Annotated in this window: 24 protein-coding genes; 18 read left to right on the top strand and 6 right to left on the bottom strand. The window is 63.7% G+C overall.

Annotated elements, in window-relative coordinates; all coding sequences use genetic code 11:
* The first annotated feature begins 1 nt into the window (after position 1).
* The 10 genes from EOA16_RS29765 (at position 2) to EOA16_RS29710 (ending at position 10,120) form a co-directional block, all read left to right on the top strand.
* Complete coding sequence (locus EOA16_RS29765) at positions 2 to 715, top strand: DUF1428 domain-containing protein (protein WP_127261335.1); 714 nt, start codon at positions 2 to 4, stop codon at positions 713 to 715.
* A 46-nt stretch (positions 716 to 761) separates the two neighbouring features.
* Positions 762 to 1,127: a YciI family protein gene (locus tag EOA16_RS29760; RefSeq protein WP_027037981.1), complete on the top strand. Its 366-nt coding sequence runs from the start codon at positions 762 to 764 to the stop codon at positions 1,125 to 1,127.
* Positions 1,124 to 2,353 (top strand): RNA polymerase sigma factor, encoded by a 1,230-nt coding sequence (locus EOA16_RS29755; RefSeq protein WP_127261334.1) that lies wholly within the window; start codon positions 1,124 to 1,126, stop codon positions 2,351 to 2,353. The genes EOA16_RS29760 and EOA16_RS29755 overlap by 4 nt, the downstream gene beginning before the upstream one ends.
* 227 nt (positions 2,354 to 2,580) lie before the next feature.
* The gene (locus EOA16_RS29750; protein WP_127261333.1) at positions 2,581 to 4,071 is read left to right on the top strand and encodes a replicative DNA helicase; all 1,491 of its coding nucleotides are present in this window, start codon (positions 2,581 to 2,583) and stop codon (positions 4,069 to 4,071) included.
* 222 nt (positions 4,072 to 4,293) lie between these two features.
* Positions 4,294 to 5,697, top strand: a complete 1,404-nt coding sequence (gene radA / locus EOA16_RS29740) for a DNA repair protein RadA (RefSeq protein ID WP_013532526.1) — start codon at positions 4,294 to 4,296, stop codon at positions 5,695 to 5,697.
* Positions 5,698 to 5,760: 63 nt separating this feature from the next.
* Positions 5,761 to 6,420, top strand: coding sequence for a CvpA family protein (locus EOA16_RS29735; protein ID WP_127261332.1), 660 nt, complete (start codon positions 5,761 to 5,763; stop codon positions 6,418 to 6,420).
* Positions 6,421 to 6,524: 104 nt separating this feature from the next.
* The gene (purF, locus tag EOA16_RS29730) at positions 6,525 to 7,994 is read left to right on the top strand and encodes an amidophosphoribosyltransferase (RefSeq protein WP_013532528.1); all 1,470 of its coding nucleotides are present in this window, start codon (positions 6,525 to 6,527) and stop codon (positions 7,992 to 7,994) included.
* Between the two features lie 219 nt (positions 7,995 to 8,213).
* The gene (locus EOA16_RS29720; protein ID WP_127261331.1) at positions 8,214 to 8,954 is read left to right on the top strand and encodes an SDR family NAD(P)-dependent oxidoreductase; all 741 of its coding nucleotides are present in this window, start codon (positions 8,214 to 8,216) and stop codon (positions 8,952 to 8,954) included.
* A gap of 135 nt (positions 8,955 to 9,089) precedes the next feature.
* The gene (locus tag EOA16_RS29715; RefSeq protein ID WP_127261330.1) at positions 9,090 to 9,731 is read left to right on the top strand and encodes a hypothetical protein; all 642 of its coding nucleotides are present in this window, start codon (positions 9,090 to 9,092) and stop codon (positions 9,729 to 9,731) included.
* A 167-nt stretch (positions 9,732 to 9,898) separates the two neighbouring features.
* Positions 9,899 to 10,120, top strand: coding sequence for a hypothetical protein (locus EOA16_RS29710; protein WP_013532531.1), 222 nt, complete (start codon positions 9,899 to 9,901; stop codon positions 10,118 to 10,120).
* Positions 10,121 to 10,123: 3 nt separating this feature from the next.
* Here EOA16_RS29710 and EOA16_RS29705 read toward each other — a convergent pair whose 3' ends face one another.
* Positions 10,124 to 10,630 carry an OsmC family protein gene (locus EOA16_RS29705; protein ID WP_127261329.1) on the bottom strand — a complete coding sequence of 169 codons (507 nt, stop codon included), beginning with the start codon at positions 10,628 to 10,630 and terminating at the stop codon, positions 10,124 to 10,126.
* 203 nt (positions 10,631 to 10,833) lie between these two features.
* Between EOA16_RS29705 and aguA the strand changes: the two genes are divergently transcribed.
* A complete protein-coding gene (gene aguA, locus EOA16_RS29700) occupies positions 10,834 to 11,940 on the top strand; it encodes an agmatine deiminase (RefSeq protein WP_127261328.1) in 1,107 nt (368 codons plus the stop codon).
* Positions 11,941 to 11,984: 44 nt separating this feature from the next.
* Complete coding sequence (locus tag EOA16_RS29695; protein ID WP_127261327.1) at positions 11,985 to 13,088, top strand: polyamine ABC transporter substrate-binding protein; 1,104 nt, start codon at positions 11,985 to 11,987, stop codon at positions 13,086 to 13,088.
* A gap of 21 nt (positions 13,089 to 13,109) precedes the next feature.
* Here EOA16_RS29695 and EOA16_RS29690 read toward each other — a convergent pair whose 3' ends face one another.
* Positions 13,110 to 13,859, bottom strand: coding sequence for a LuxR family transcriptional regulator (locus tag EOA16_RS29690; protein ID WP_127261326.1), 750 nt, complete (start codon positions 13,857 to 13,859; stop codon positions 13,110 to 13,112).
* 214 nt (positions 13,860 to 14,073) lie between these two features.
* On the opposite strand from EOA16_RS29690, the gene EOA16_RS29685 reads away from it, so the two are divergent.
* The 3 genes from EOA16_RS29685 (at position 14,074) to EOA16_RS29675 (ending at position 17,626) form a co-directional block, all read left to right on the top strand.
* Entirely contained in the window at positions 14,074 to 15,591 is a 1,518-nt protein-coding gene (locus EOA16_RS29685; protein ID WP_127261325.1) for a peptidase S10, read from the top strand.
* Between the two features lie 178 nt (positions 15,592 to 15,769).
* On the top strand, positions 15,770 to 16,657 hold the full coding sequence (locus EOA16_RS29680; protein WP_127261324.1) for a DMT family transporter: 888 nt from the start codon (positions 15,770 to 15,772) through the stop codon (positions 16,655 to 16,657).
* Positions 16,658 to 16,717: 60 nt separating this feature from the next.
* Positions 16,718 to 17,626, top strand: a complete 909-nt coding sequence (locus EOA16_RS29675) for a DMT family transporter (RefSeq protein ID WP_127261323.1) — start codon at positions 16,718 to 16,720, stop codon at positions 17,624 to 17,626.
* 134 nt (positions 17,627 to 17,760) lie between these two features.
* Here the strand turns inward: EOA16_RS29675 and EOA16_RS29670 are convergent, their stop codons facing one another.
* Positions 17,761 to 18,618, bottom strand: a complete 858-nt coding sequence (locus tag EOA16_RS29670; protein ID WP_127261322.1) for a LysR substrate-binding domain-containing protein — start codon at positions 18,616 to 18,618, stop codon at positions 17,761 to 17,763.
* Between the two features lie 112 nt (positions 18,619 to 18,730).
* Between EOA16_RS29670 and EOA16_RS29665 the strand changes: the two genes are divergently transcribed.
* Together EOA16_RS29665 and EOA16_RS29660 are read left to right on the top strand one after the other, a co-directional pair.
* Positions 18,731 to 19,138 carry a 4-oxalocrotonate tautomerase family protein gene (locus EOA16_RS29665; RefSeq protein WP_127261321.1) on the top strand — a complete coding sequence of 136 codons (408 nt, stop codon included), beginning with the start codon at positions 18,731 to 18,733 and terminating at the stop codon, positions 19,136 to 19,138.
* 140 nt (positions 19,139 to 19,278) lie between these two features.
* On the top strand, positions 19,279 to 21,501 hold the full coding sequence (locus EOA16_RS29660; RefSeq protein ID WP_127261320.1) for an AMP-binding protein: 2,223 nt from the start codon (positions 19,279 to 19,281) through the stop codon (positions 21,499 to 21,501).
* A 27-nt stretch (positions 21,502 to 21,528) separates the two neighbouring features.
* On the opposite strand, the gene EOA16_RS29655 is transcribed toward EOA16_RS29660, so the two are convergent.
* The gene (locus EOA16_RS29655; RefSeq protein ID WP_224621703.1) at positions 21,529 to 22,275 is read right to left on the bottom strand and encodes a phosphatidylcholine/phosphatidylserine synthase; all 747 of its coding nucleotides are present in this window, start codon (positions 22,273 to 22,275) and stop codon (positions 21,529 to 21,531) included.
* A gap of 75 nt (positions 22,276 to 22,350) precedes the next feature.
* Positions 22,351 to 23,049, bottom strand: coding sequence for a phosphatidylserine decarboxylase (locus EOA16_RS29650; protein ID WP_127261319.1), 699 nt, complete (start codon positions 23,047 to 23,049; stop codon positions 22,351 to 22,353).
* A 183-nt stretch (positions 23,050 to 23,232) separates the two neighbouring features.
* Between EOA16_RS29650 and EOA16_RS29645 the strand changes: the two genes are divergently transcribed.
* Positions 23,233 to 23,445 carry a hypothetical protein gene (locus tag EOA16_RS29645; RefSeq protein ID WP_245456053.1) on the top strand — a complete coding sequence of 71 codons (213 nt, stop codon included), beginning with the start codon at positions 23,233 to 23,235 and terminating at the stop codon, positions 23,443 to 23,445.
* Here the strand turns inward: EOA16_RS29645 and EOA16_RS29640 are convergent.
* A complete protein-coding gene (locus EOA16_RS29640) occupies positions 23,424 to 23,771 on the bottom strand; it encodes an antibiotic biosynthesis monooxygenase (protein WP_127261318.1) in 348 nt (115 codons plus the stop codon). The genes EOA16_RS29645 and EOA16_RS29640 overlap by 22 nt on opposite strands.
* Positions 23,772 to 23,826 lie beyond the last annotated feature (55 nt).

Here is a 23,826-nt window from a genome sequence, read left to right as displayed (position 1 = left end):
AATGAGCTATATCGCAGGATTTGTCGCCGCGGTGCCCGCCGCCCACAAGGAGGCCTATCGCAGGCATGTCGCCAAGGCGGCATCGGTGCTGAAGGAGTTCGGCACCACCCGCATGGTCGAAGGATGGGGTGACGACGTACCCGGCGGCAAGACCACCGACTTCAGAGGCGCCGTGAAGGCAAAGCCGGATGAAGTCATCACCTTTTCGTGGCACGAATACGCGGACAAGGCGGCGGCGGACGCGGCCTATCAGACGATGATGAGCGACCCGCGCATCGTGGAGATCGGCGCGTCAATGCCCTTTGACGGCAAGCGCATGATCATCGGTGGCTTCACGCCGTTCATCGACCTGAACACGACTGGCAAGACCGGCTATATCGATGGCTCGCTGGTGCCGGTGCCGGCCGCCAACAAGCAAGCCTACCTTGCCGTGGCGGCGAAGCAGGCTGCGGTGATCAAAGAGCACGGCGCAAGCCGCGTCGTCGAAGCGTGGGGCGACGATGTTCCCGACGGCAAGATCACCGATTACCGTGGCGCCGTGAAAGCGACGGGCGACGAGGTTGTCGTCTATGCCTGGGTCGAATGGCCGTCGAAGCAGGTGCGCGACGACGCCTGGAAAAAGGTGATTGCCGATCCGCGCATGTATGCCGACACCGTGCCCTACGACAACCAGCGGCGGGTCCATGGCGGCTTTGTGCCGATCCTCGACGCCTGATCCCAAGAACCCTAGTTTTCGACAATCCTGGAAAAGGAAACCCACCATGCGTTACGCCTGTCTCATCTACTACCACCCCAAAACATTGTTCGGTGGCAGCCCGGAGGCCAATGCCGTGCTGGCCGAGTGCTCCGGATATGACGAGGTGCTCAAAGCCAGCGGCCACTTCGTAACCGCCGAGGCCTTGGTGCTGCCGGAAGAGGCGATGACCGTGCAGGTCCGCGACGGCAAGATGTCGACCGTCGACGGCCCGTTCATGGAGACCAAGGAAATCCTGGGCGGCATCATCGTCATCGAGGCTCGTGATCTCAACGAGGCGGTGCGGGTGGCAAGCGGCCATCCGCTGGCAACGATCGGCTTTGTCGAAGTCCGCCCGGTCGTCGACTTCAGTCAGCCGCCGCCTGTCCTGTGAGCACCACCAGCCCGCGCAACGCCCTGGAGGCGGCCTACCGCACCGAGGCGCGGCGCGTGCTGGCAACCTTGATCCGCCTGCTCGGCGGTTTCGACGCGGCGGAGGAGGCCTTGCACGAGGCTTTCACTGCTGCCGCCGAACAATGGCCGCGCCAGGGTGTGCCGGCCAATCCCTATTCCTGGCTGGTCTCGGTCGGCCGCTTCAGAACAATCGACCGCTGGCGCCGGGAAGCGCGGCTGACCGGGGCCCTGCCCGAGCTCACGGCTTTGGCCGAGCCGACGCCGGAACCAGCCATGCCGGAAGACATCCAGGACGATGAATTGCGGCTCATTTTCGTCTGCTGCCACCCGGCGCTGACGCCGGATGCACGCATTGCCCTGACCCTGCGCGAAGTGGGTGGCTTGACCACCGAGGAGATCGCCCGCGCCTATCTGACGCCGGCACCAACCATTGCGCAACGCATCGTGCGGGCCAAGGCGAAGATCCGGGACGAGGCCATCCCCTACGAGATGCCCGACCGCGGCGACCTGCCGGCGCGGCTCGAGAGCGCGCTGCAGGTCATCTACCTGATCTTCAACGAGGGTTACGCGGCAACCGAGGGGCCGAACCTGACGCGGGCCGACCTGTGTGCCGAGGCGATCCGGCTCGGCCGGCTGATGGTCGATCTGCTCGACCAGCCGGAGGCGCAAGGGCTGCTGGCCCTGATGCTGCTGCACGAGGCACGGCGCGCAACGCGGGTCGACGCCAGCGGCGATCTCGTGCTGCTGGAAGACCAGGACCGCACGCTGTGGGACCGCGCGCTGATCGCCGAGGCCGACAGCCTGATCGGCAAGGCGATCGCCTCGCGCCGCATCGGACCTTACATCCTGCAAGCGGCCATTGCGTCCGTCCACGCCGAGGCGGCAGGCACGACGGAAACCGACTGGGCGCAGGTCGTCGCGCTTTACGATGTGCTGACCCGTGTCGATCCTTCACCGGTCGTGGCGCTCAACCGCGCCGCGGCTATCGCCATGCGCGACGGCCCGCAGGCCGGACTGGCGGCAATCGAAGCGGTCATGGCACAGGGCGGGCTGGACGGCTACCATCTGGCGCATGCGGCGCGGGCCGATATGCAGCGCAGGCTTGGCTTGACCGAAGCGGCAAAGACCTCCTACCGGCGGGCGCTCGAGTTGAGCCGGCAACCGGCGGAGCGCCGGTTTATCGAGGCGCGCCTCAATCAGCTTTGAACCGGAGTGGCGGCACAGGAAACCAGTGCTTGTTTTCCTGTTTTGTTCTCCCTATAGACGCGATACATTCGTCTTTCGATTCGAGTCAATTGTGATTCTTTCCACCGAAAAATCTTGGCTGTGAATCGCGGGTATCAAAGCTCATTGGACAGGCACTGGTGCAGATAAGTCAGCATGGACTTGTCACGTTCTGATATCGAGAAGCCGGGATCGAAATCGGGGACATCATGGCAGAAGCAGCGCGAAAATTCGGCGTGGCGGAAACACCGCTTTATCGTGAAGCGCCCAACAATATCGAGGCCGAGCAGGCGCTGCTCGGCGCCATCCTCGTCAACAACGACGCCTTCTATCGCGTCTCGGACTTCCTCAAGGCCAGCCACTTCTACGAGCCGCTGCACCGCAAGATCTTCGAGGTGGCGTCCGAGTTCATCCGCATGGGCAAGGTCGCGACGCCGATCACGCTGAAAACCTTCCTGCCGGCCGACGAGAAGGTCGGCGACATGACGATGGCGCAATATGTCGTGCGGCTGGCGGTCGAGGCTGTGACCGTCGTCAACGCCACCGACTATGGCCGCGCCATCTATGACCTTGCGACGCGCCGCGCGCTGATCACCGTCGGCGAAGACATGGTCAACATCGCCTATGACGCGCCGGTCGACATGGCGCCCGGCGAACAGATCGAGGATGCCGAGCGGCGGCTGTTCGAGCTGGCCGAAAACGGCCGCTACGATGGCGGTTTCGAAAGCTTTTCCGATGCGTTGAAGAATGCCGTCGACATGGCCAGCGCGGCCTATATGCGCGATGGCCACCTGTCTGGCATTGCCACCGGCCTGCGCGATCTCGACCACCGCATGGGCGGCCTGCAGCCTTCGGATTTGATCATCATCGCCGGCCGCCCGGGCATGGGCAAGACGTCGCTGGCCACCAACATCGCCTACAACATCGCTGCCGCCTATGAGCCCGCCCAACAGGCCGACGGCTCCGTCAAGGCGGCCAATGGCGGCGTCGTCGGCTTCTTCTCGCTCGAAATGTCGTCCGAGCAGCTGGCCACCCGCATCATCTCCGAGCAGACCGAGATCCCATCGTCGAAAATCCGGCGCGGCGATTTGACGGAAGCCGATTTCGGCAAGCTCGTCGCCTACACGCAGGAGAACCACAAGCGCCCGCTCTACATCGACCAGACGGGTGGCATCTCGATCGCCCAGCTCGCGGCTCGCGCCCGCCGCCTCAAGCGCCAGCGCGGGCTGGACCTGATGGTCATCGACTATATCCAGCTGATGCAAGGCTCGTCCGCCAAGGCGTCGCAGAACCGCGTCCAGGAAATCACCGAGATCACCACCGGACTGAAGGCGCTCGGCAAGGAACTTGGCGTGCCGATCATCGCGCTCTCACAGCTCTCGCGTCAGGTCGAAAGCCGCGACGACAAACATCCGCAGCTGTCCGACCTACGCGAATCGGGCTCGATCGAGCAGGACGCCGACGTCGTGCTGTTCGTGTACCGCGAGGAATATTACATCAAGAACAAGGAGCCGGAGAAAGGCACGCCCGAGCATCTCGCCTGGGAGACGAAGATGATCGAGGTCCAGGGCAAGGCGGAAGTGATCATCGCCAAGCAGCGCCATGGCCCGACCGGCACCGTCAGCCTTGCCTTCCAGGGCGAGTTCACCCGCTTCTCCGACCTTGCCGAGGAGCATCATCTGCCGGAAAGGTTCGAGTGACCTATTGAGACAGGTCTCGTTCCTTGGCGCCCCCCTCTGTCCTGCCGGACATCTCCCCCTCCAGGGGGGAGATTGGATGTCATCGATCCTTTCGCCAATTTTTGGCATCGAAAGGAAGGCGCAAGCGCTGAAGCTGCAAATCTCCCCCCTCGAGGGGGAGATGGCCGGCAGGCCAGAGGGGGGCGCTGTCCCGCTAACCTGTCACGGCATGGCATCCCTCTGATGGCCAAATCCCGGGTCCAATTCATCTGCCAGAGTTGCGGATCGGTGCATCAGCGCTGGGCTGGCAAATGCGATGCCTGTGGCGAGTGGAACACGCTGGTCGAGGAAGGCACGTCCGGCGGCATCGGCTCAGGACCAGCCAACACGCGCAACGCCCGCAAGGGCCGCGCGGTGGTGCTGACCACGCTGTCCGGCGATATCGAGGACGCGCCACGCATCATCTCGGGCATTGGCGAACTCGACCGCGCCACCGGCGGCGGTTTCGTGCGCGGCTCGGCGCTGCTGGTCGGCGGCGACCCCGGCATCGGCAAGTCGACCCTGCTCACCCAGGCGGCCGCGGCTCTGGCATCAAAAGGCCACCGCATCGTCTATGTCTCAGGCGAAGAGGCGGTCGCGCAGATCAGGCTGCGGGCGCAGCGGCTTGGCGTCGCCTCTTCTCCGGTGGAACTTGCCGCCGAGACCAATGTCGAGGACATTCTGGCGACGATCGCCGACGGCAAGCGGCCTGATCTCGTCATCCTGGATTCGATCCAGACGCTGTGGACCGACCTTGCCGATTCGGCGCCGGGCACCGTTACCCAGGTGCGCGCCGCCGCCCAGGCGATGATCCGCTATGCGAAATCCACAGGCGCGGCGATCGTACTGGTCGGCCACGTCACCAAGGAAGGCCAGATCGCCGGGCCGCGCGTCGTCGAGCACATGGTCGACGCCGTGCTCTACTTCGAAGGCGAAGGCGGCCACCACTACCGCATCCTGCGCACGGTGAAGAACCGTTTTGGACCGACCGACGAGATCGGCGTCTTCGAAATGTCGGACAAGGGCCTGCGCGAGGTCGCCAATCCGTCCGAGCTTTTCCTTGGCGAACGCCATGCCAAATCGCCGGGGGCGGCGGTTTTCGCCGGCATGGAGGGGACAAGGCCGGTGCTGGTCGAGATCCAGGCACTGGTCGCACCCTCCTCGCTCGGCACGCCGCGCCGCGCCGTCGTCGGCTGGGACGGCGCCCGGCTGTCGATGATCCTGGCGGTTCTCGAAGCCCATTGCGGGGTGCGCTTCGGCAGCCACGATGTCTATCTCAATGTCGCCGGAGGCTACCGGATTTCGGAGCCTGCGGCCGATCTGGCAGTGGCTGCCGCCCTGGTTTCCTCGCTCACCGGTCTTGCCCTTCCCGCCGATTGCGTCTATTTCGGCGAAATCAGCCTTTCGGGCGCCGTGAGGCCGGTTGCGCATGCGCAACAGCGCCTCAAGGAAGCCGAGAAGCTGGGTTTTGGAAGCGCGGTTCTGCCCTCGGGCAGCGGGGAACTGGCCGGGGGGATCGGGGCCGGTTCTTTCCAGCCGACCGAGCTTGCCGACCTCGTGGCACGCATAGCCGGCTCACGCCGAAGTCGCGTGGACGAAGAAGACTAGAGCATCGGACCCAGAGCCCGATGCTCCGCGTTATAATGCGGCTCATGGAGTGGGGCGAAAGACATGCCGATTACGCTGCTTGACGGAATTCTCGTCGGCTTCACTCTGGTCTCGGCGATGCTCGCCATGGTTCGCGGCTTCTCGCGCGAAGTCCTGTCCGTCGTCTCCTGGGCAGCGGCGGCAGCTGCGGCGTTCTTCTTCTACAAGCCGGTTGTGCCTTACCTCGCGCCCTACATCGAGAATGAAAAGGTCGCCATGGCGGCGGCCGCCGGCGTGGTCTTCATCATCGCGTTGATCGTCGTCTCGGTCATCACCATGAAACTCGCAGACTGGATCATCGATTCCAGGATCGGCGCACTCGATCGTACGCTGGGTTTCCTTTACGGCGCCGCGCGCGGCATCCTGGTCGTTGCCGTCGCCCTGCTGTTCTTCAACTGGCTGGCAGGCGCCAAGGCACCAGCCTGGGTCACGGAGGCCAAGTCGCGGCCGCTGCTCGAACAGATCGGGGCCAAGCTCGAAAGCCTGCTGCCCGAGGATCCGGAAAACGCGATCCTCAAGAAGCTCAATCCGAATCAGCCGGCCGCCGGGACGCCAGCTGCTCCGGACGCACCGGCCGCGGATGCTCCGGCGGGCGGCGACGATGCCAACACGCCGGCGCCTGACGACAATGACGCAACACCACCGGCAAACAACGCTCCGGCACCGGCGGCACCGGCAAACTGACGCCGAAAACGGCGTCAGGATCTGACGATGGTGTGAACGACCGCACGGCCCGCGTTGCTTTCGGCGCGAACCCGCATTATATGGCGATTTTAGCGGAGCTTAAGATGGCAGACGCAGACGACGTGCTTTCCGCCGAGGCCGACGACCATTTCCACGACGAATGCGGTGTGTTCGGCATTTTCGGCCGGCAGGACGCCGCGGCAATCGTTACATTGGGCCTGCATGCGCTGCAGCATCGCGGCCAGGAAGCGGCCGGCATCGTTTCCTATGACGGCAGTCAGTTCCATGTCGAACGCCATGTCGGCCTGATCGGCGACACCTTCACCAAGCAGCGCGTCATCGACAGCCTGCAAGGCAATCGCGCCATTGGCCATACGCGCTACGCCACCACCGGCGGTGCCGGCATGCGCAACATCCAGCCCTTTTTCGCCGAATTGGCCGATGGCGGCTTCGCCGTCGCCCACAACGGTAATCTGACCAACGCCATGACCGTGCAGCGCGCGCTGCAGAAGCAAGGCGCGATCTTCTCCTCCACCTCCGATACCGAGACGCTTTTGCACCTCGTCGCCACCAGCAAGGAGCGCGATTTGAACTCGCGTTTCATCGATGCTGTGCGGCAGGTCGAGGGCGCCTTCTCGCTGGTGGCGATGACGGCCAAGAAGATGATCGGCTGCCGCGATCCGCTCGGCATCCGGCCGCTGGTGCTCGGCGATCTCGACGGCGCCTGGATCCTGGCCTCCGAAACCTGCGCGCTCGACATCATCGGCGCGCGTTTCGTTCGCGATCTGAAGCCCGGCGAGATGGTCGTCGTCACCTCCAAGGGCATCGAGAGCCTGTTCCCCTTCGAGCCGCAGAAGACCCGCTTCTGCATCTTCGAATATGTCTATTTCGCGCGGCCGGATTCCTCGGTCGAAGGCCGCAACGTCTATGAGGTGCGCAAGCGTATCGGCGCCGAACTGGCGGTCGAAAGCCCGGTCGAGGCCGACATCGTCGTGCCGGTGCCGGATTCGGGCACGCCGGCGGCGATCGGCTTCAGCCAGGCGGCCGGCATTCCCTTTGAGCTCGGCATCATCCGCAATCATTATGTCGGCCGCACCTTCATCCAGCCGGGCGATTCGATCCGCCACATGGGCGTCAAGCTGAAGCACAATGCCAACCGCCGCATGATCGAGGGCAAGCGCGTGGTGCTGGTCGACGACAGTATCGTGCGCGGCACCACCAGCCAGAAGATCGTGCAGATGGTGCGCGATGCCGGTGCCAAGGAGGTGCATATGCGCATCGCCTCACCGCCGACGCGCGCCTCCTGTTTCTACGGTGTCGACACGCCGGAGAAATCGAAGCTCCTGGCATCGCGCATGTCGATCGAGGAGATGGCCGAGTTCATTCGCGTCGATTCGCTCGGCTTCCTCACCATTGACGGGCTCTACCGCGCGGTCGGCGAGGCCAGCCGCGACAACGACCAGCCGCAATTCTGCGATGCCTGCTTCACCGGCCAGTATCCAACCCGCCTGCTCGACTTCGAAGGCCACGACAACGTGCGCACGCTGTCGCTGCTGGCGACAAGCGGGACGTAGGGTGCTGGTTTATCAGTTGCCTTCGCCAGTTTACCCCCCTCTGTCCTGCCGGACATCTCCCCCTCAAGGGGGGAGATCGGCTGAACTATCGACTTTCGCCAATCGCCAAGGCTGCAAAGCCAGAGCCAACTTCGGCGAAGTCCAATCTCCCCCCTTGAGGGGGAGATGCCCGGCAGGGCAGAGGGGGGTGTTTCACGCCGACCTCACGGAAATTCTCGCATGACCCTCGACCTTACCGGCCGCGTTGCTGTCGTCACCGGCGCCTCGCGCGGCATCGGCTATTTCATTGCCAAGGAATTGGCTGCCGCCGGCGCGCATGTCATTGCAGTGGCGCGCACTGTCGGAGGACTGGAAGAGCTCGACGACCAGATCAAGGCGGCCGGCGGCCAAGCGACACTGGTGCCGCTCGACCTCGCCGACATGGCCGGCATCGACCGCCTGGGCGGCGCCATCCACGAACGCTGGGGCAAGCTCGACATTCTCGTCGCCAATGCCGGCGTTCTCGGCGTCATTTCGCCGATCGGTCATGTCGAAGCAAAAACCTTCGAGAAGGTGATGACCATCAACGTCACCTCGACCTGGCGGCTGATCCGCTCGGTCGACCCTCTGCTGCGGCTTTCCGATGCTGGACGAGCGATCATCCTGTCTTCCAACGCAGCGCACTCGGCGCGTGCCTTCTGGGCGCCCTACGCGGCCTCCAAGGCCGCGGTGGAGACGATGATGCGCTCCTGGGCGCATGAGACGCAGAGCCTGCCGCTCCGGGTCAACGCCGCCGACCCCGGCGCCACCCGCACCGCCATGCGGGCCCAGGCAGTGCCGGGCGAAGATCCCGAGACGTTGCCGCACCCCGCCGAGATCGCCAAACGCATCGTACCGCTGGCCAGCCCGGAGCTGAAAGAGACCGGATTGATCTTCCAGGCCAAGCACAATCGCTTCGTCGCCTACAGGCAGCCCGAATAAAACTTGAACCTTTTTGACGCATGTCGGTTTCCCAAAAACCGCTGCACACTTTTAGGCGACATGCGTAGGGATTAAACAGGCCTCCCGCAACGTTTCTTCTGACGTAACCCGTCGAAGACCAACCGGAGGACCGACATGCGTAAACTGCTTCTCGTTGCCACCACCGCCGTCACGGCCGCCCTCGCCGCCACAGTCGGCGCAGCCCTCTCGCAAGATGCCAAGATGAGCTTCTTCGTCACCAGTGTCGGTTCCGGCAAGGGCGCCGACCTCGGCGGCCTCAAGGGCGCCGACGCGCATTGCGCATCGCTGGCGGAAGCCGCCGGTGTCACCGGCAAGACCTGGGCTGCCTATCTGTCGACCAGCGACACTGACGCGCGCGACCACATCGGCAAGGGGCCGTGGGTGAACGCCAAGGGCGTCAAGATCGCTGACGACGTCGCCTCGTTGCACAGCGATGCCAACGGCATCACCAAGCAGACGGCGCTCGACGAGAAAGGCGAAGTGGTCAACGGCCGCGGCGACACGCCGAACCGCCACGACGTGCTGACCGGCTCCAAGCCCGACGGCACCAAGATCGCCGAGCAGACCTGCGGCGACTGGACGATGAGCGGGGCGGAAGGCACCGCTATGATGGGCCATCATGACCGCACGGGCCTCGACGATTCGGCAGCCGCCAAATCCTGGAATTCCTCGCACGCCTCGCGCGGCGGCTGCAGCCAGGAGGCGCTGAAGGGCACCGGGGGCGATGGCTTGTTCTATTGTTTTGCCACCAACTGAGCCGATTGCGCTTCGAAATCGGGCTGGGAAACCCGCCGTCACATCACGCGGCTGTGATGTGACGGCGGGAAGCTGTGCGGCGGTCATGCTTTCGTCATTTCCATGGAGTTGGTAGGGTCACAGCGACTCCCACAACAAGCGCCAACTGGCAGAACAAGGAAATCCCCATGGCTACGACCGCAGCAGCGTTGGTCTGGTATCTGGTAATCGCCGGCCCGCAGGGCGGCATGGTCGTGCTGCCCAGCACCTTCGACAAGCGCGAACAGTGCACCGCCGCCATCACCGAATATCAGAAGCAGCCGACACCGGCCGGCTGGTCGGTGCAATGCGTGCCGAGCGCCTCGCCCTTCACTGACGAGGGCGACGCCGAAGAACCGTCAGCGCAGTAAGCGTCAGCGGCGTGCGCTCACCGTAAGCTCCGGCTTCTGGCTGATGGTCTGGAACACCACGCAATAACGCTCGGTCAGCTTCAGCAGCGAGTCTATCCGCTCCTGCGGCTCATCGGTGTCGAGGTTGAAATAGAGCCGGATGGCGCGAAAGCCGACCGGTGCATCCTTGGCGACACCGAGCGTGCCGCGAAAATCGAGATCGCCTTCGGCCTCCACCGTAGCGGCGCCGAGCTTGAACTCGAGCGCCGTCGCCACCGCCTTCAGCGTCACCCCGGCGCAGGCGACCAACGCCTCCAGCAGCATGTCGCCCGAGCAGAGCTCAAGACCTGAACCGCCTGTTGCCGGATGCAGGCCGGCGATGGCGAGCGCCCTGCCCGTCTCCACCTTGCAGGCAACCGACTGGTCGTCGATCGAGCCCTTGGCGCGAAGCGTGATCAGGGCCTGCGAAGCATCGTCACGATATGCCTGCTTCAGCGGCGCCTGCATGGCCTTCAGTTCGGTCGCATCCATCCGCTTTCCCCTTTCGTCGACTGCTTGCGTCACCGGCATACGCCGTCGGTCGAGATTTGCGCCGATCACCGTGGGAAGGCAATGCCGTTCTGCAAACGGGAGACAGCCGCCAACACCGATATCCCAAATGGGACATTGACGGACAAGGTCCCAAAAACGTCTGATCCGGGCAAGTCATCACTCCATTTCCCGGCGGTCCCCAGATGCCCCGTACCCTCTCGACAAGGCCGAAACAGGATGGATTTCGCGCGCCCGGCGAATTCGAACCCAAATCAGGCTGCTGGATGATTTGGCCGGAGCGACCGGACACCTGGCGCCTCGGCGCCAAGCCCGCGCAAAAGCTGTTCGTGGATGTCGCCGCGGCGATCGCGCAAAGCGAGCCGGTGACGGTGGCGGCCTCTGCTCGGCAGTGGCAGAATGCCAGGGCGCGATTGCCCGGCCATGTGCGTGTCGTGGAGATGTCCACCAACGATTCCTGGCTGCGCGACAGCGGTCCCAACTTCGTCATCAACGATCAAGGCGACGTGCGTGGCGTCGATTGGATCTTCAACGCCTATGGCGGTTTTGACGGCGGCCTCTACGCGCCGTGGGACCTGGATGACCTGGCAGCGCAAAAAGTGCTCGAAATCGAGAACATGGAGCGCTATCGCGCACCGCTGATCGCCGAGGGTGGCGGGTTGCAATGTGATGGCCAAGGTACGCTCATCACGACGGAGCAATGCCTGCTCAACCGAAATCGCAACGCTCATCTCGGCAAGGCCGAGGTGGGGCGCCAGCTCGGTGACTATCTCGGTGTCGACACCATCATCTGGCTGCCACGCGGCTTTGCCTTCGACGAGACCGACGGCCATGTCGACGACGTCTGCTGCTTCGTGCGCCCCGGCGTGGTCGTGCTGAGCTGGACTGACAATCGGGACGACCCACAATATGAGATCGTGCGCGAAGCCGAGGCGGTGTTGCGTTCGGCCCGTGATGCGCGTGGCCGCGCGCTGGAAGTTCACCGGCTGCCCCACCCCTTGCCGATCGAGATGACGCCGGAAGAAAGCGACAGCGTGGACCGGCTGGATTCGACCTGGGCGCGACCGGCCGGAAACCGGATCGCGGCGAGCTACATCAACTACTATCCGGGCAACAGCGTCGTGGTGGTACCGCAGTTCGGCTGCGATCTCGATGTGAAGGCCAAGCAGACTCTGGCCGAGTTGTTTCCCGATCACCGAATAGTCGGCATCGAAAACTCGCGCGAGATCCTGCTCGGCGGCGGCAATGTCGCCTGCATCACCTTGCCGGTCTATGCCCCGCAACGGCGTTGAGGGATGACGCCCGCCAAAAACCGGCAGTGAAAAGGAGAACACTCATGCGCGCTTTGATCTTCTCAACCCTGCTTGCCGGGCTGACGTGCGGCATCTGCGCCAGTGCCGCTTCGGCTGACGAGGAAAAAATCGTCAACGTCTACAACTGGTCCGACTACATCGCTCCGGACACGGCCGAGAAATTCGAGAAGGAGACGGGCATCAAGGTTCGTTACGACGTCTATGACGGCAACGAGGTGCTTGAAACCAAGCTGCTCACCGGCGGTTCGGGATATGACGTGGTCTATCCTTCAGCCTATCCGTTCCTGAAAAACCAGGTGAAGGCGGGGGCTTTCCTGGAACTCGACAAAGCGAAGCTTGCGAACCATTCGAAGATCGATCCGCAAGCCCTCGCGCTGATCGCCGGCGCCGATCCGCAGAACCTGCATGCCGTGCCCTATATGGCGGTCACCGACGGCATCGGCTACAACGTCGCCGCGGTGAAGCAGCGGCTACCTGACGCGCCGACGGATTCCTTCGCCATGGTGTTCGACGTCGATGTGGTCAAGAAGCTGTCCGATTGCGGCGTGGCCATGATCGATGCGCCGGCTGAAGTCATCCCGATGGCGATGAACTACCTTCACCTCAACCCCAGATCGACCAGCCCCGAGGACCTCGCCAAGGTCGAAGAGCTGATGAGCAAGGTGCGGCCCTACATCCGCTATTTCCATTCGTCGAAATACATCAACGACCTCGCTAACGGCGACATCTGTGTCGTTTTGGGCTGGTCTGGCGACATACTTCAGGCAAGGACCCGCGCGGCGGAATCCGTGAAGAAGCTGGAGGTCGCCTATTCCATCCCCAGAGAAGGCACGCTCATCAACTTCGATACGATGGCGGTGCCGAAAGATGCGCCGCATCCCGACAACGCCCAAGCCTGGATCAACTTCAATCTGCGGCCCGATATCGCCGCGGCTAATTCCAGCTATGTCTCCTACGCCAATGCGATACCGGCGTCCCTGCCGCTAATGGACAAGGCCATAGCCAGCGATCCCGGCGTCTTTCCGCCTGATGCCGTGAAGGCCAAGCTGTTCGTGGTGGACAACAACGACGCAAAGCTGCTGCGATCACAAAACCGCATGTGGACGCGCATCGTGACGGGACAATAGAGCCGGCGGAAGCCGTCAGGCTCAAGCGGCTTCGCGGATGGCCGCCAGCAACTCGACCTGGGAGTGCACGCCGAGCTTGCGATAGATCTGCTTGATGTGGTTGCGGACGGTCCCGGGCGAGATAGCGAGGCTTCGCGAAATGCTCTTGGCGTTGCCACCCTCGACCAGATGCCGCGCGATCTCGGTCTCGCGCCTGCTCAGCCGCGAGCGAGCGTCACAGATTGCGGCGCCCTTGTGCCGGAAGCGGCACAGATGAAGCAATCTTTCCAAAATGAGCCTTGTCGCGCTGCTTGCCGCGCAAGCCGTTGCCAGATCCTGCTCGCCAAACGGTTCTGCCCCGTTTCGCCTGAGAAAAGTGACATAGCCAGCGGTCAGCCTGTCGAGATTGAACACGCCGGTGATCTCGTCGAAGCTGTCCGAGGGACCATAGAATTCTCGATAGTAGGGGGTGTGCTGGAAGTCGCCATTGCGAAGAGCCGATAGCGGCAACAGGAAATCCTGCCTTGTGCTGGCGAACCTCTGGAAGAACGGATCCTGGCGATAGATGTGGGCGTCGTAGTCGCGGTTCCAATGATCGGGGCCGGCATCATCGATGGTCAGGGATGTGATATCGCGATGGTAGAAGCCGACATAGACGCGGTCTGAACCAACCAGCCCGCTCGCCGCCGCCGTAAAGCGAGCCGACAATTCCTCGGGCGTCGCTGCCATGGCTGCAGCAGCGACACCGCCGCTCCAGCGTCCAAACTGATCGAGGGAAACGTTCGACTGCATTCCGGCTCACACTAAGCATGATGCCGAAAAGTGTGAAGCGGTTTTCGGACGACATCATGCTCTATCTCTTTGACTAGAGCCGGATGATTTCAGGTCGATTCGCCCTGAAATCATCCGGCTCTAGCGCAAGCCGTTGCAAGTTCAAAACAGCCATTTCCTTTGACTTCGACCCTCTCGGGCATACCTATGCGGGAGTCGTTGTCGCGGAGCCATCATGCCGTTCAAGCTGAAACTGATCTGCCTTATCCTGCCGATGCTCGCCGCCCTGGCGCAGCCCGTCCTGGCTGAAACGGCGGAGCGGCCGGCGCCCTCGGGCGGCGTGCTGTCCCTGCTGCCGCCGCCGCAGACCACCAAGCATTCGATCACGCTGGCCGGGCGCAAGCTGGATTACCAGGCAAAGGCGGCGACCCTGTCACTGCTATCGGGCAAGGGCGACGTCACGGCGGAGATCTTCTATGTCGCCTACACGCTGGAGCCGCCGGCAAGCGGGGCCAAAGACCCGCAGCGGCCGATCACCTTCGTGTTCAACGGCGGCCCTGGAGCAGCGTCCGCCTATCTGCATATCGGCGCACTCGGTCCACGGATAATCGCGACGGGAGCCGACGGCGAATTCCTGCCGTCACCGCAAAGACTGATCGACAATCCGGACAGCTGGCTCGACATGACCGATCTCGTCTTCGTCGATCCGGTGGGAACCGGCTATAGCCGCGAGGCACCGGGGCAGGACACGCGCGATTTCTGGGGCGTCAACCAGGATGCCGGCTCGATTGGCGCCTTCATCCGGCTCTATCTCTCGCAGAACGGCCGCACCGGGTCGCCGCTGTTCCTTGCCGGCGAAAGCTATGGCGGGTTCCGCGCGGCGCTGCTCGCCAGGACATTGCAGGAAGATATCGGCATCAGTCCGAACGGCATCGTGCTGATCTCCCCGGCGCTTGAATTCACGCTGGTGCAGCCCGACGAATTCGAGCCGCTGCATTGGGCGCTCGAACTGCCTTCACTGGCGGCGGTGCGGCTACGCGCCGAAGGCGTCAGCGGCGATGCATTGCGGGAGAAGCTGGCAGACGTCGAACATTATGCGATGGGCGATTACCTTACGGCGATCACCAGCGGACTGGAGCAAGGCAAGCGGCTGGCCAGCCAACGCGTGGCTGACATCACCGGCCTGCCGCTCGACCTAGTGCAGCGGAACTCCGCCCGCATCCCGACCGGCCTGTTCGCAAGGGAGTTCGCCCGTGCCAGCGGCAAGGTGCTCAGCCCCTATGACGCCTCGATCGGCACGGCCGACATCGCGCCCGAGAGCGCCCGCATCGCCGGCCCGGATCCAGTGCTCGACCGCAGCGTACCGGCGCTGACGTCGGCGTTCGTCGGCTATATCAGCGACGAACTGCATTTTCGCACCGATGTCAGCTATCGGCTGCTCAATGGCGAAATCAGCCACAATTGGGATTACGGGACCGGCGCCTCGCGGCAGGGCTATGCCGGGGTGATGGACGATCTGCAGCGAGCACGCTCGCTGAACCCTTCGCTCGGCGTCGTGATCGTCAACGGCTACACCGACCTGGTGACACCTTACCTCGCCTCGCGCTACCTGGTGAACCAGATCCCGTCGCTCGCCAATGCCAAGCCCATCCGTCTCGATGTCGTCGAGGGCGGGCACATGATGTATTTCAGATCCGACGGTCGGCGCGCGCTGAAAGAAGCCGCTTCGGAACTTTATCAGGCGACGCAATAGGCTTGGCGACAGTGCAACTCACCATGGACCCCTGCCCCAACATAAGCACCGAGCTGGCGTAGCGCCGCAGCGGTTTTCGCCCGTATAGCTTGGTGTCAAGGGAGCTGAATTCACAGCTCCCTTGTGTCGCTTCTCATAGTATTTCTGCCGCTCCTGCAATTTTGGTCCCACGCGCCTAATGGCCGATATCGCCATTCTCGAAACACGCGAGCGAGTTCTTGCAGGCATCCTGCTGACCGGTGCAGCCTATCTGCTGTTTTCGACACAGGATGCTTCGATCAAGCTGTTGGTCGTCGGCATGAGCGTATGGCAGATCATGTTCTTCCGCAGCATCACCATTCTGGGTGCGTGCGCGGCGATCGGCGGACGACAGTTGTTTGCCGACACGATGCGCTCGCCGATCGTGCAGCCGATGCTGGTGCGCAGTGCCTTCACGCTTGCTGCGTGGCTCTGTTACTACAACGCCGCGCGCAGCCTGCAGCTCGCCGAACTGACCACCGTCTATTACGCGGCCCCGATCATTGTCACCGTGCTTTCGGTGTTCCTGCTCGGCGAAAAGGTGCCGATGCTGCGCTGGCTGGCGGTGCTGATCGGCTTTGCCGGCGTATTCATCGCTTGCGATCCGACCCATCTCGGCTTGTCCGTGCCGGTGCTGCTGGTGCTGGCGGCCGCCTTCTTGTGGGGCATCGCCATCGTGCTCTTGCGCAAAACCGCCCTGGCCGAGCGCTCGATGATCCAGCTCCTGCTCAACAATTTCTATTTTCTGCTGTTTTCGGCGGTGCCAGCGTTGCTCTGGTGGCAGACACCGGACTGGACCCAGTTGCTGCTCCTTGCCAGCGTCGGCGCGCTCGGCGGCCTCGCCCAATATCTTCTCTTCGAAGGCATGAAGCGAACCCCGGCCTCGGTCCTCGCACCGCTGGAATACACCTCACTGTTGTGGGCATTCGCACTCGGCTTTGCGATCTGGGGCGACGTGCCGCGTCGCGAGGTGTTCCTGGGCGCTGCGCTGATCGTCGCCGCCGGCCTGTTGATCGTCGGCACCGAGCATTTCCGCAAACGGCTATGATGTGCGTGGCCATGATTGCTGACACTACGATGTCAGGACCAAGCGGCGTAGGCTGGTTGCATGACTGAGATTGCAGCCGCCACCGACATCGCCGCGGAGCGCACCCTCGGCATCATCCTGGTGTCGTCCTCAGCTGCCGTTTTCGGGCTGACCGGTGTTCTGACAAAGTCGATCCATGCCGACCCGTTGACCATCATCTGCTGGCGCGGCTTTGTCGGCGCGATCCTGATCAGTCTCTATGTGCTGTGGCGGCGTCACCGTTCCGGTGGGCGTGAGACCCTGCGGCTTGGCTGGCGCGGCTGGCTGCTGGCAGCAGAGGGAGCTCTGGCCAGCATCGCCTTCATCTCGGCGTTCAAGTTCACCTTCGTTGCCAATGTCGCCGTCATCTATGCCACCGCGCCGTTCGTTACGGCGCTGCTGGCCTGGGTTCTGACGCGCGAACCGTTTCGACTGCAGACCATGGTCGCTGCCGCCGTGTCGCTGTGCGGCGTGGCGATCATGGTCTGGTCCGGCTTCGGCACCGGCAATCTGTTCGGCGACGGACTGGCACTGCTGATGACCATCGGCAGTGGCCTCTACATGATCATGGTGCGCGCCTTCCGCGACACCCCCGTGGTGTGGGCCGGTGCGGTCTCAGCCTTCCTGTTGTTCGTGCTCGGCTGGTTCGTCACCGATCCGCTGGCGGTTTCGCCGAGAGATGCAGTTCTGCTCGCCACTTTCGGCGCGTCCTTCGCGCTGTCCTCGATCCTGTGGACGGAAGGCGCGAGACTCATCCCGCCGGCCGAATCCGGGCTGCTCGGCTCGGCCGAAGTGCCGTTCGCGATCCTGTTTGCCTTCCTGTTCCTGGGCGAGATTGCTCCAGCCGCCAGCATGATCGGCGGCGCCATCGTATTGTGTGCGGTGTTTGCGCATGCGGGGCGGGATTGGCTGATGGCCCGCTCGCAACGCTTGGCGTCAAATATTTCTTGAAAAAAGTGACGCGGTCACGGAACCATCATCCGGGTCAGGCATTAATGGTGCGACGGGCCATCCCCAAGTCCCCCCAAACCCCTCGGCCCGTCCTACTCCAAGCCGACCGTAAGGTCGGCTTTTTCTTTGGGCATTCAACCGCCCGACAAGGCAAGGTTGCCGCCGAGCAGGGCCGCAAGATCGGCTGCTGGACCATCGGCGCCTGCGCGAAGCCGGATGGCGAACTCAGCTATTGGAACCCGCGGTAAGCCAAGCTCGCGCGGCGCCTCGACAATGCCGGAATGGGCAAAGCGAGCCGTGCGCAGCGTCAGCGCGACACCGGCGTTCACCGCCGTGCGCAGGGCGGCCAGACTGGCACTGCCGGCAGCGATACGGTAGCGGCGGCCGGCCGCATCGAGTGCGGCAAGTGCTGCTTCGCGAAAACCGCAATATGGATCGAGCAACGCCAGCGGCAGTTCCTCCTGCCGCGAGGCCAACCCCTTTTGTGAGCATAGCCATATCATCGGCTCGCGCAGCACGCCGACTTCGTCCGCGGCCGCGGCGTGGCGCATAACGATCGCCAGATCGAGGCCGCCGGACTGCAGTGCCTGCGCCAGCTCGGCGGAACGGCCGATCCGCAGTTCGATCCTGACGCGCGGATGACTGGCGGCGAAGGCACGCAGCAGGTCCGGCAGGCCGCTGTCGGCGAAATCCTGTGTCGTGCCGATGGCGACGCGTCCGGCAGCGCGCGCGCCCTTAAGCGCCAGCCAGGCCTCGCGATGGGCGGCAAGAATGCGCCTGGCATGGCCGACGAGGTCTTCGCCTGCAGGGGTCAAGCCGCGCCCTCGCCCTTGCGGCGCCAGCAGCGGTTCGCCGACGATTTCCTCCAAGCGCTGCATCTGGGCGGTCACCGCCGAGGGCGAGCGGCCAACGCTTGCAGCCGCCTGGGCCAGTGAGCCGCTGTCGACGAAAGCCAGGAAGGTTCGGAGCAGATCGGGATCCAGCGTTTTCATACTTCGATCTTATCGAAGCTTCAGTTTAAAACAATTCGATTTTTTTGATCGAAAGATGGTGGCATGTTGTTTCAACGGCGATCGGACGCCGCTCAAGCCAAGGAGAAGAAAAATGCCGATTATCAACATCAGCGTCACCGGCAAGCCTGACGCGGCGCTTTCCGCTCGCATCGCAAAGGAAGCCACCGAAATCACCGCGACGCAGCTGCGCAAGGACCCGACGATCACGGCAGTTGCCGTATCCTATGTCGATCCGCAGCACTGGTTCGCCGGCGGCAAGTCGCTGGCCGAGCACGGCACCAACACGTTCTGGCTTGATATCAAGGTGGTCGACGGCACCAACACCAAGCTTGAACTGGAGGCCTATCTGAAGGCGATCTTCGCGGCCTTCGGCCGCCTGCTCGGCGGCGTGCATGAGGAGAGCCACGCCTTCGTGCATGAAGTGCCGGCAGCCGCTTACGGCTATGGCGGCAAAACGCAGGAGTTCCGTTTCATCAGCGGACGGCTGCAGGCGGCGTGAGCAGGGCCGACTTACCTTCCCCACAAGGGGCAAGGCAGGAGGCGCACTCATCCGCATTGACCTTGCTCCCACATCGTCTAGGTTCTGGCCGAAGCGGCCGCGGAAGAGCCGAGATGCTAAAAAACTGGGAGAGACGCGGCATGATCCTGACACTGGCGCTGCTTGCGGGTCTTGTTCTGGCCTGGCTGCTGATCGGCGTGATGGAGAAATTCCGCCTCGGCCTGCGCTTCACCCAGGCGCTGCTCTATGTGCCGTTCAAGCTCGCCTACCGGATCGGAGATAGCCGCATCAGGATCGCGCGCAAGACGCAGACCCCAGTCATCTACGTCATCTCGCATCAATCGCGCTTCGAGCCGGCGCTGATGCTGTCGCTGCTGCCGGAAGACACGCTGCATATACTCGACGAGGTCTCGGCGCGCTCGCCATGGCTCGAACCTTGGCGCGAGCTTGGCCGTACCATCGCCTTCAACGCCGAGCATGTCTTCGTCAGCCGCCGGTTGGTGCGGGTGCTGAAGGGCAAGGGTCGGCTCGCTGTCTATCTGCCGGATGCGGTCGAGCCTGACGTCAAGACGTTTCGGTTGTTTCGTGCCGTCACCCGCATCGCCATGCAGGCCGATGCCAAAATCGTGCCGATCTTCGTCGGCGGCGCGCGCAGCCTGCCGGTGTCGCTGACGCCTGCGGACAAGGCACCGCGACACTGGTTTCCGCAGCTGTCGATCAGCGTGCTGGAGCCGATGACCATCGCCGAACTGGTGGCGCGCAACCCCGAGCAGGCCTCGAACACCAATGCGCTGTTCGACCGTGTCGCCGAGGCCCGGCTTTTCGGCACCGACCTCGATCGCGGCCTGTTCCTGGCGATGCGCGATGCCGCCGACCGCGTCGGCGCTTCGCATACCATCATCGAGGACGTGATCTCCGGCGCGCTGAGCTACCGCAAGCTGTTCATCGGCGCCCGCGTCCTGGGCAGGCGCTTCGAGGCGGTGACGGCTCCGGGCGAGGCGGTCGGCGTGATGCTGCCCAATGCCAACGGCGTCGTGTTGTCGCTCACCGGCCTTCTGTCGGCCGGCCGAGTGGCGGCGATGATCAACTATACGGCCGGGCCGGCGAGCGTCACTGCGGCCGTGCGCACGGCGGTGATAAGGACCGTGATTTCGTCCCGCGCGTTCGTCGAGAAGGCCGACCTTGCCGATATCGTCGCGGCGGTCGAAAAGGGCGGCGCCAGGCTTCTCTGGCTCGAGGATGTGCGGGAGAGCGTCACCGCGCTGGACAAGCTTGCCGCCGCCTTGCTGTGGCGCTGGCCGCTGCAGCGGCAGGATGCGGCCAAGCCGGCGGTGATCCTGTTTACTTCCGGCTCGGAAGGCACGCCGAAAGCAGTCGTGCTGTCGCACAAGAACCTGCTTGCCAACGCCATGCAGGCCGAAGCGCGCATCACCATCTCGCCCGCCGACATCCTGCTCAACGTGCTGCCGGTGTTCCATTCGTTCGGGCTGACGGGCGGCACCATCCTGCCGCTGGTCACGGGAGTAAAACTGTTCCTCTACCCCTCGCCGCTGCACTACAAGATCATTCCCGAGGTAGCGCGCAAGGTGAAGCCGACCATCATGTTCGGCACCGACACGTTCCTCGCCAACTATGCGCGCACCGCCAAGGACGGCGATTTTTCCAGCCTGCGCTTCGTCGTCGCCGGCGCCGAGGCGGTGAAGCCGGAAACCCGCCGCGTCTATCGCGAGCGCTTCCAGGCCGAGATCATGGAAGGTTTCGGGCTGACCGAGGCGGCACCGGTGGTTGCCGTCAACACGGCGATCCATGGGCGCGACGGCACGGTCGGGCGGCTGCTGCCGGCCATGCGCATGAAGCTTGAGCCGATCGAGGGCATTTCCGACGCCGGCCAATTGTGGCTCGACGGACCGAACCTGATGATGGGCTATATGACCGCGGACCGCCCCGGCGAGCTGCAGCCGCTGAGCGGCTGGCACGACACCGGCGACATCGTCGCCGTCGACCGCGAAGGCTTCATCACCATTCGCGGCCGCGCCAAGCGCTTCGCCAAGATCGCCGGCGAGATGGTGTCGCTGGGTGCGGTCGAGATGCTGGTGCAGTCGCTGTGGCCGGAAGAGCACCACGCGGCTGTAGCGGTGCCGGACAAGCGGCGCGGCGAGCGCATCGTGCTGGTCACTACCGCCGACGATGCCAATCCCGACGAGTTGCGCAGGTTCGGCAAACAGGCGGGCGCGGCCGAACTGATGGTGCCAAACGACATCGTCAAGGTCGAGGAAATCCCGGTGCTGGGATCCGGCAAGACCGACTATGTGTCGACGAGGAAACTGGCGATCGACAGGCTGGGCCTCGGCGTCGCGGCCTGAGTCAGATCAAGCACTTCCGCCGACCTTCTAACCTATATCCGAAGGCGGCACCTTCTCGCCCTCCAGCTTGGCGCGCTTCGAATAGGCGCGCACGCTGAACGGCAGGAAGATCAGGTAGCCGGCGACCGACGCGGTCAGCGTGTACCAGGGGTAGGTCATCAGCAGGAGTACGTAGAGCACGACACCCAGGATGATCGGCAACACCCTGTCGCCCGGGATTTTCAGGCTCTTGCCGGAATAGACCGGCAGCCGGCTGACCAGCAGGAAGGCGACCAGGATGGTGAAGCCGGTGGCGACGAAGGCCGCTGGACGACTGGGCTCCAGACCTGTGCGCAGGAAATAGAGATAAAGCGGCAGCATCACCAGCACCGCGCCCGCCGGCGCCGGCACGCCGACGAAATATTCGGACTGCCATATGGGGCGATCAGCCTTCTCGTCATCGAGTACGTTGAAACGGGCGAGGCGCAGCCCGCAGGCGATGGCGAACAGCAGTGCCGCGATCCAGCCCGGCGAACCGGCGCGGTCGAGCAGGAAGGCATAGAGCACCAGAGCCGGCGCCACGCCGAAATTGACGATGTCGGCCAGCGAATCCATCTGCGCGCCGAATTTGGAGGTCGCCTTCAACATGCGCGCCAGGCGGCCGTCAATGCCATCGAGGAAGGCGGCAAGCAGCACCATCACCACCGCCGGCTCGAAGCGGCCTTCGAAGCCGAAGCGGATGCCGGACAGGCCGGCGCAAATGGCGAGCACGGTGACCAGATTGGGCAGCACCATGCGCATCGGGATCTCGCGGATGCGCGGACCGCCGCTGGCATGGGCCTCGAACTTTTTGTATTGCGTGCCCACCGGTCAGGAAACCCGAACAAGAGGCGTGCCGGCAACACCGCCGAATTCGGCCAGCACGGTTTCGCCGCCAACCGCCGTCTGGCCGACGGCAACGCGCGGCGTGGCGGTCAGGGGCAGGAACACATCGACACGCGAGCCGAAGCGGATCAGGCCAAAACGCTCGCCAGTGCCGATCGAGCCGCCGGCCTCGGCCCAGCAGACGATGCGGCGCGCCACCAGGCCGGCGATCTGGACGGCCGCGACCGTGCCGTTGGGGCTCTCGATGACCAGGCCGTTGCGCTCGTTCTCGGAGCTGGCCTTGTCGAGCTCGGCATTGAGGAATTTGCCCGGCCGATGTTCGATTTTCGCAATACGGCCGCGCACGGGAGCGCGGTTCACGTGGCAGGAGAAGACGTTCATGAACACCGAGATGCGGGTCATTTCGATATTGCCGAGGCCGAGTTCGCGCGGCGGCACGGCCGGCCCGACCGCCGAAATGATGCCGTCGGCGGGGCTGACCACCAGGCGGTCGTCGACCGGCGTGACGCGCTCGGGATCACGGAAGAAATAGACGCACCAAGCCGTCAGGATCAGACCGATCCAGAACAGGATCGAGGAGAAATAGCCGAGGAAAAGCGTCGCCGCGCCAAAGGCCGCGATAAAGGGATAGCCTTCGCGATGGATCGGTACGAACGCGTTCTTGACCGTATCGACAAGGCTCATCTGCTAAAAACAGGCTCCGTTTCAAGTCCGGCCTCAATAGCCGAAAGCCCCCCTCGCCGCAACGCAACAATCGGCAAGGCCATATTGGGCCCAACTGGCAGGGGCGGGGATGCACTTGCCTGTGGGCGTCGTTGTCGGCAGAATTCGGCATACACTTGCGTGCGGGTGCGCGAAGGTGGCGAGGTGTTGCACACGGTCACGGTCGATCGCGGCTGCTTTGCCTGCATGCTGGGCGGCACCGACAGGAAAACGCTGTTCATCCTAGCCGCCGAATGGCGTGGCTTCGAGCACATGGTCGGCGACGCCCCGTACCGGCTCAGTTGCTCAGCGTCGAAGCGCCGGCACCTGGCATCGGTTGGCCGTAAGAAGCCAGGCTACAGCCCGGGAACCCGCTGATAATTGGCGATGTCGGCGCGCACGCCGAGCCGGGCGATCGTCTCCTGCGGATTGAAGGCGATGCGCTCGTGCGCCGCCTTGACTATGGGCACGACGTTGTCGACGGCCGCCTGGCTTTCCCATTCGACGATGGTGACGAAGTTAAATTCGCCCGGCCCGGAGAATTGCTCGAGCAGGAAATCCTGCACGAAGCCTTGTTGCAGGCGCAGCAATTCATGCGTTGTCCGGACCTTGGTGAGTATCTCCTCGCGGGCGGCGGCCGGGACGACGAACTTGTCCACCCTGAACACGCTGCCGCCGTCAACGTTTTGATTTGTCTTGCTCATTTCAATTTGTTCCGTTCTTGATAGCGGGCTCCAAGAAGGGCGTACGATCTCAACT

It is taken from the genome of Mesorhizobium sp. M7A.F.Ca.US.008.03.1.1, assembly GCF_003997495.1.
Lineage (GTDB): Bacteria > Pseudomonadota > Alphaproteobacteria > Rhizobiales > Rhizobiaceae > Mesorhizobium.
Note: the sequence above shows the minus strand (reverse complement) of the source record. Positions and strands in the feature narration are given on the sequence as shown.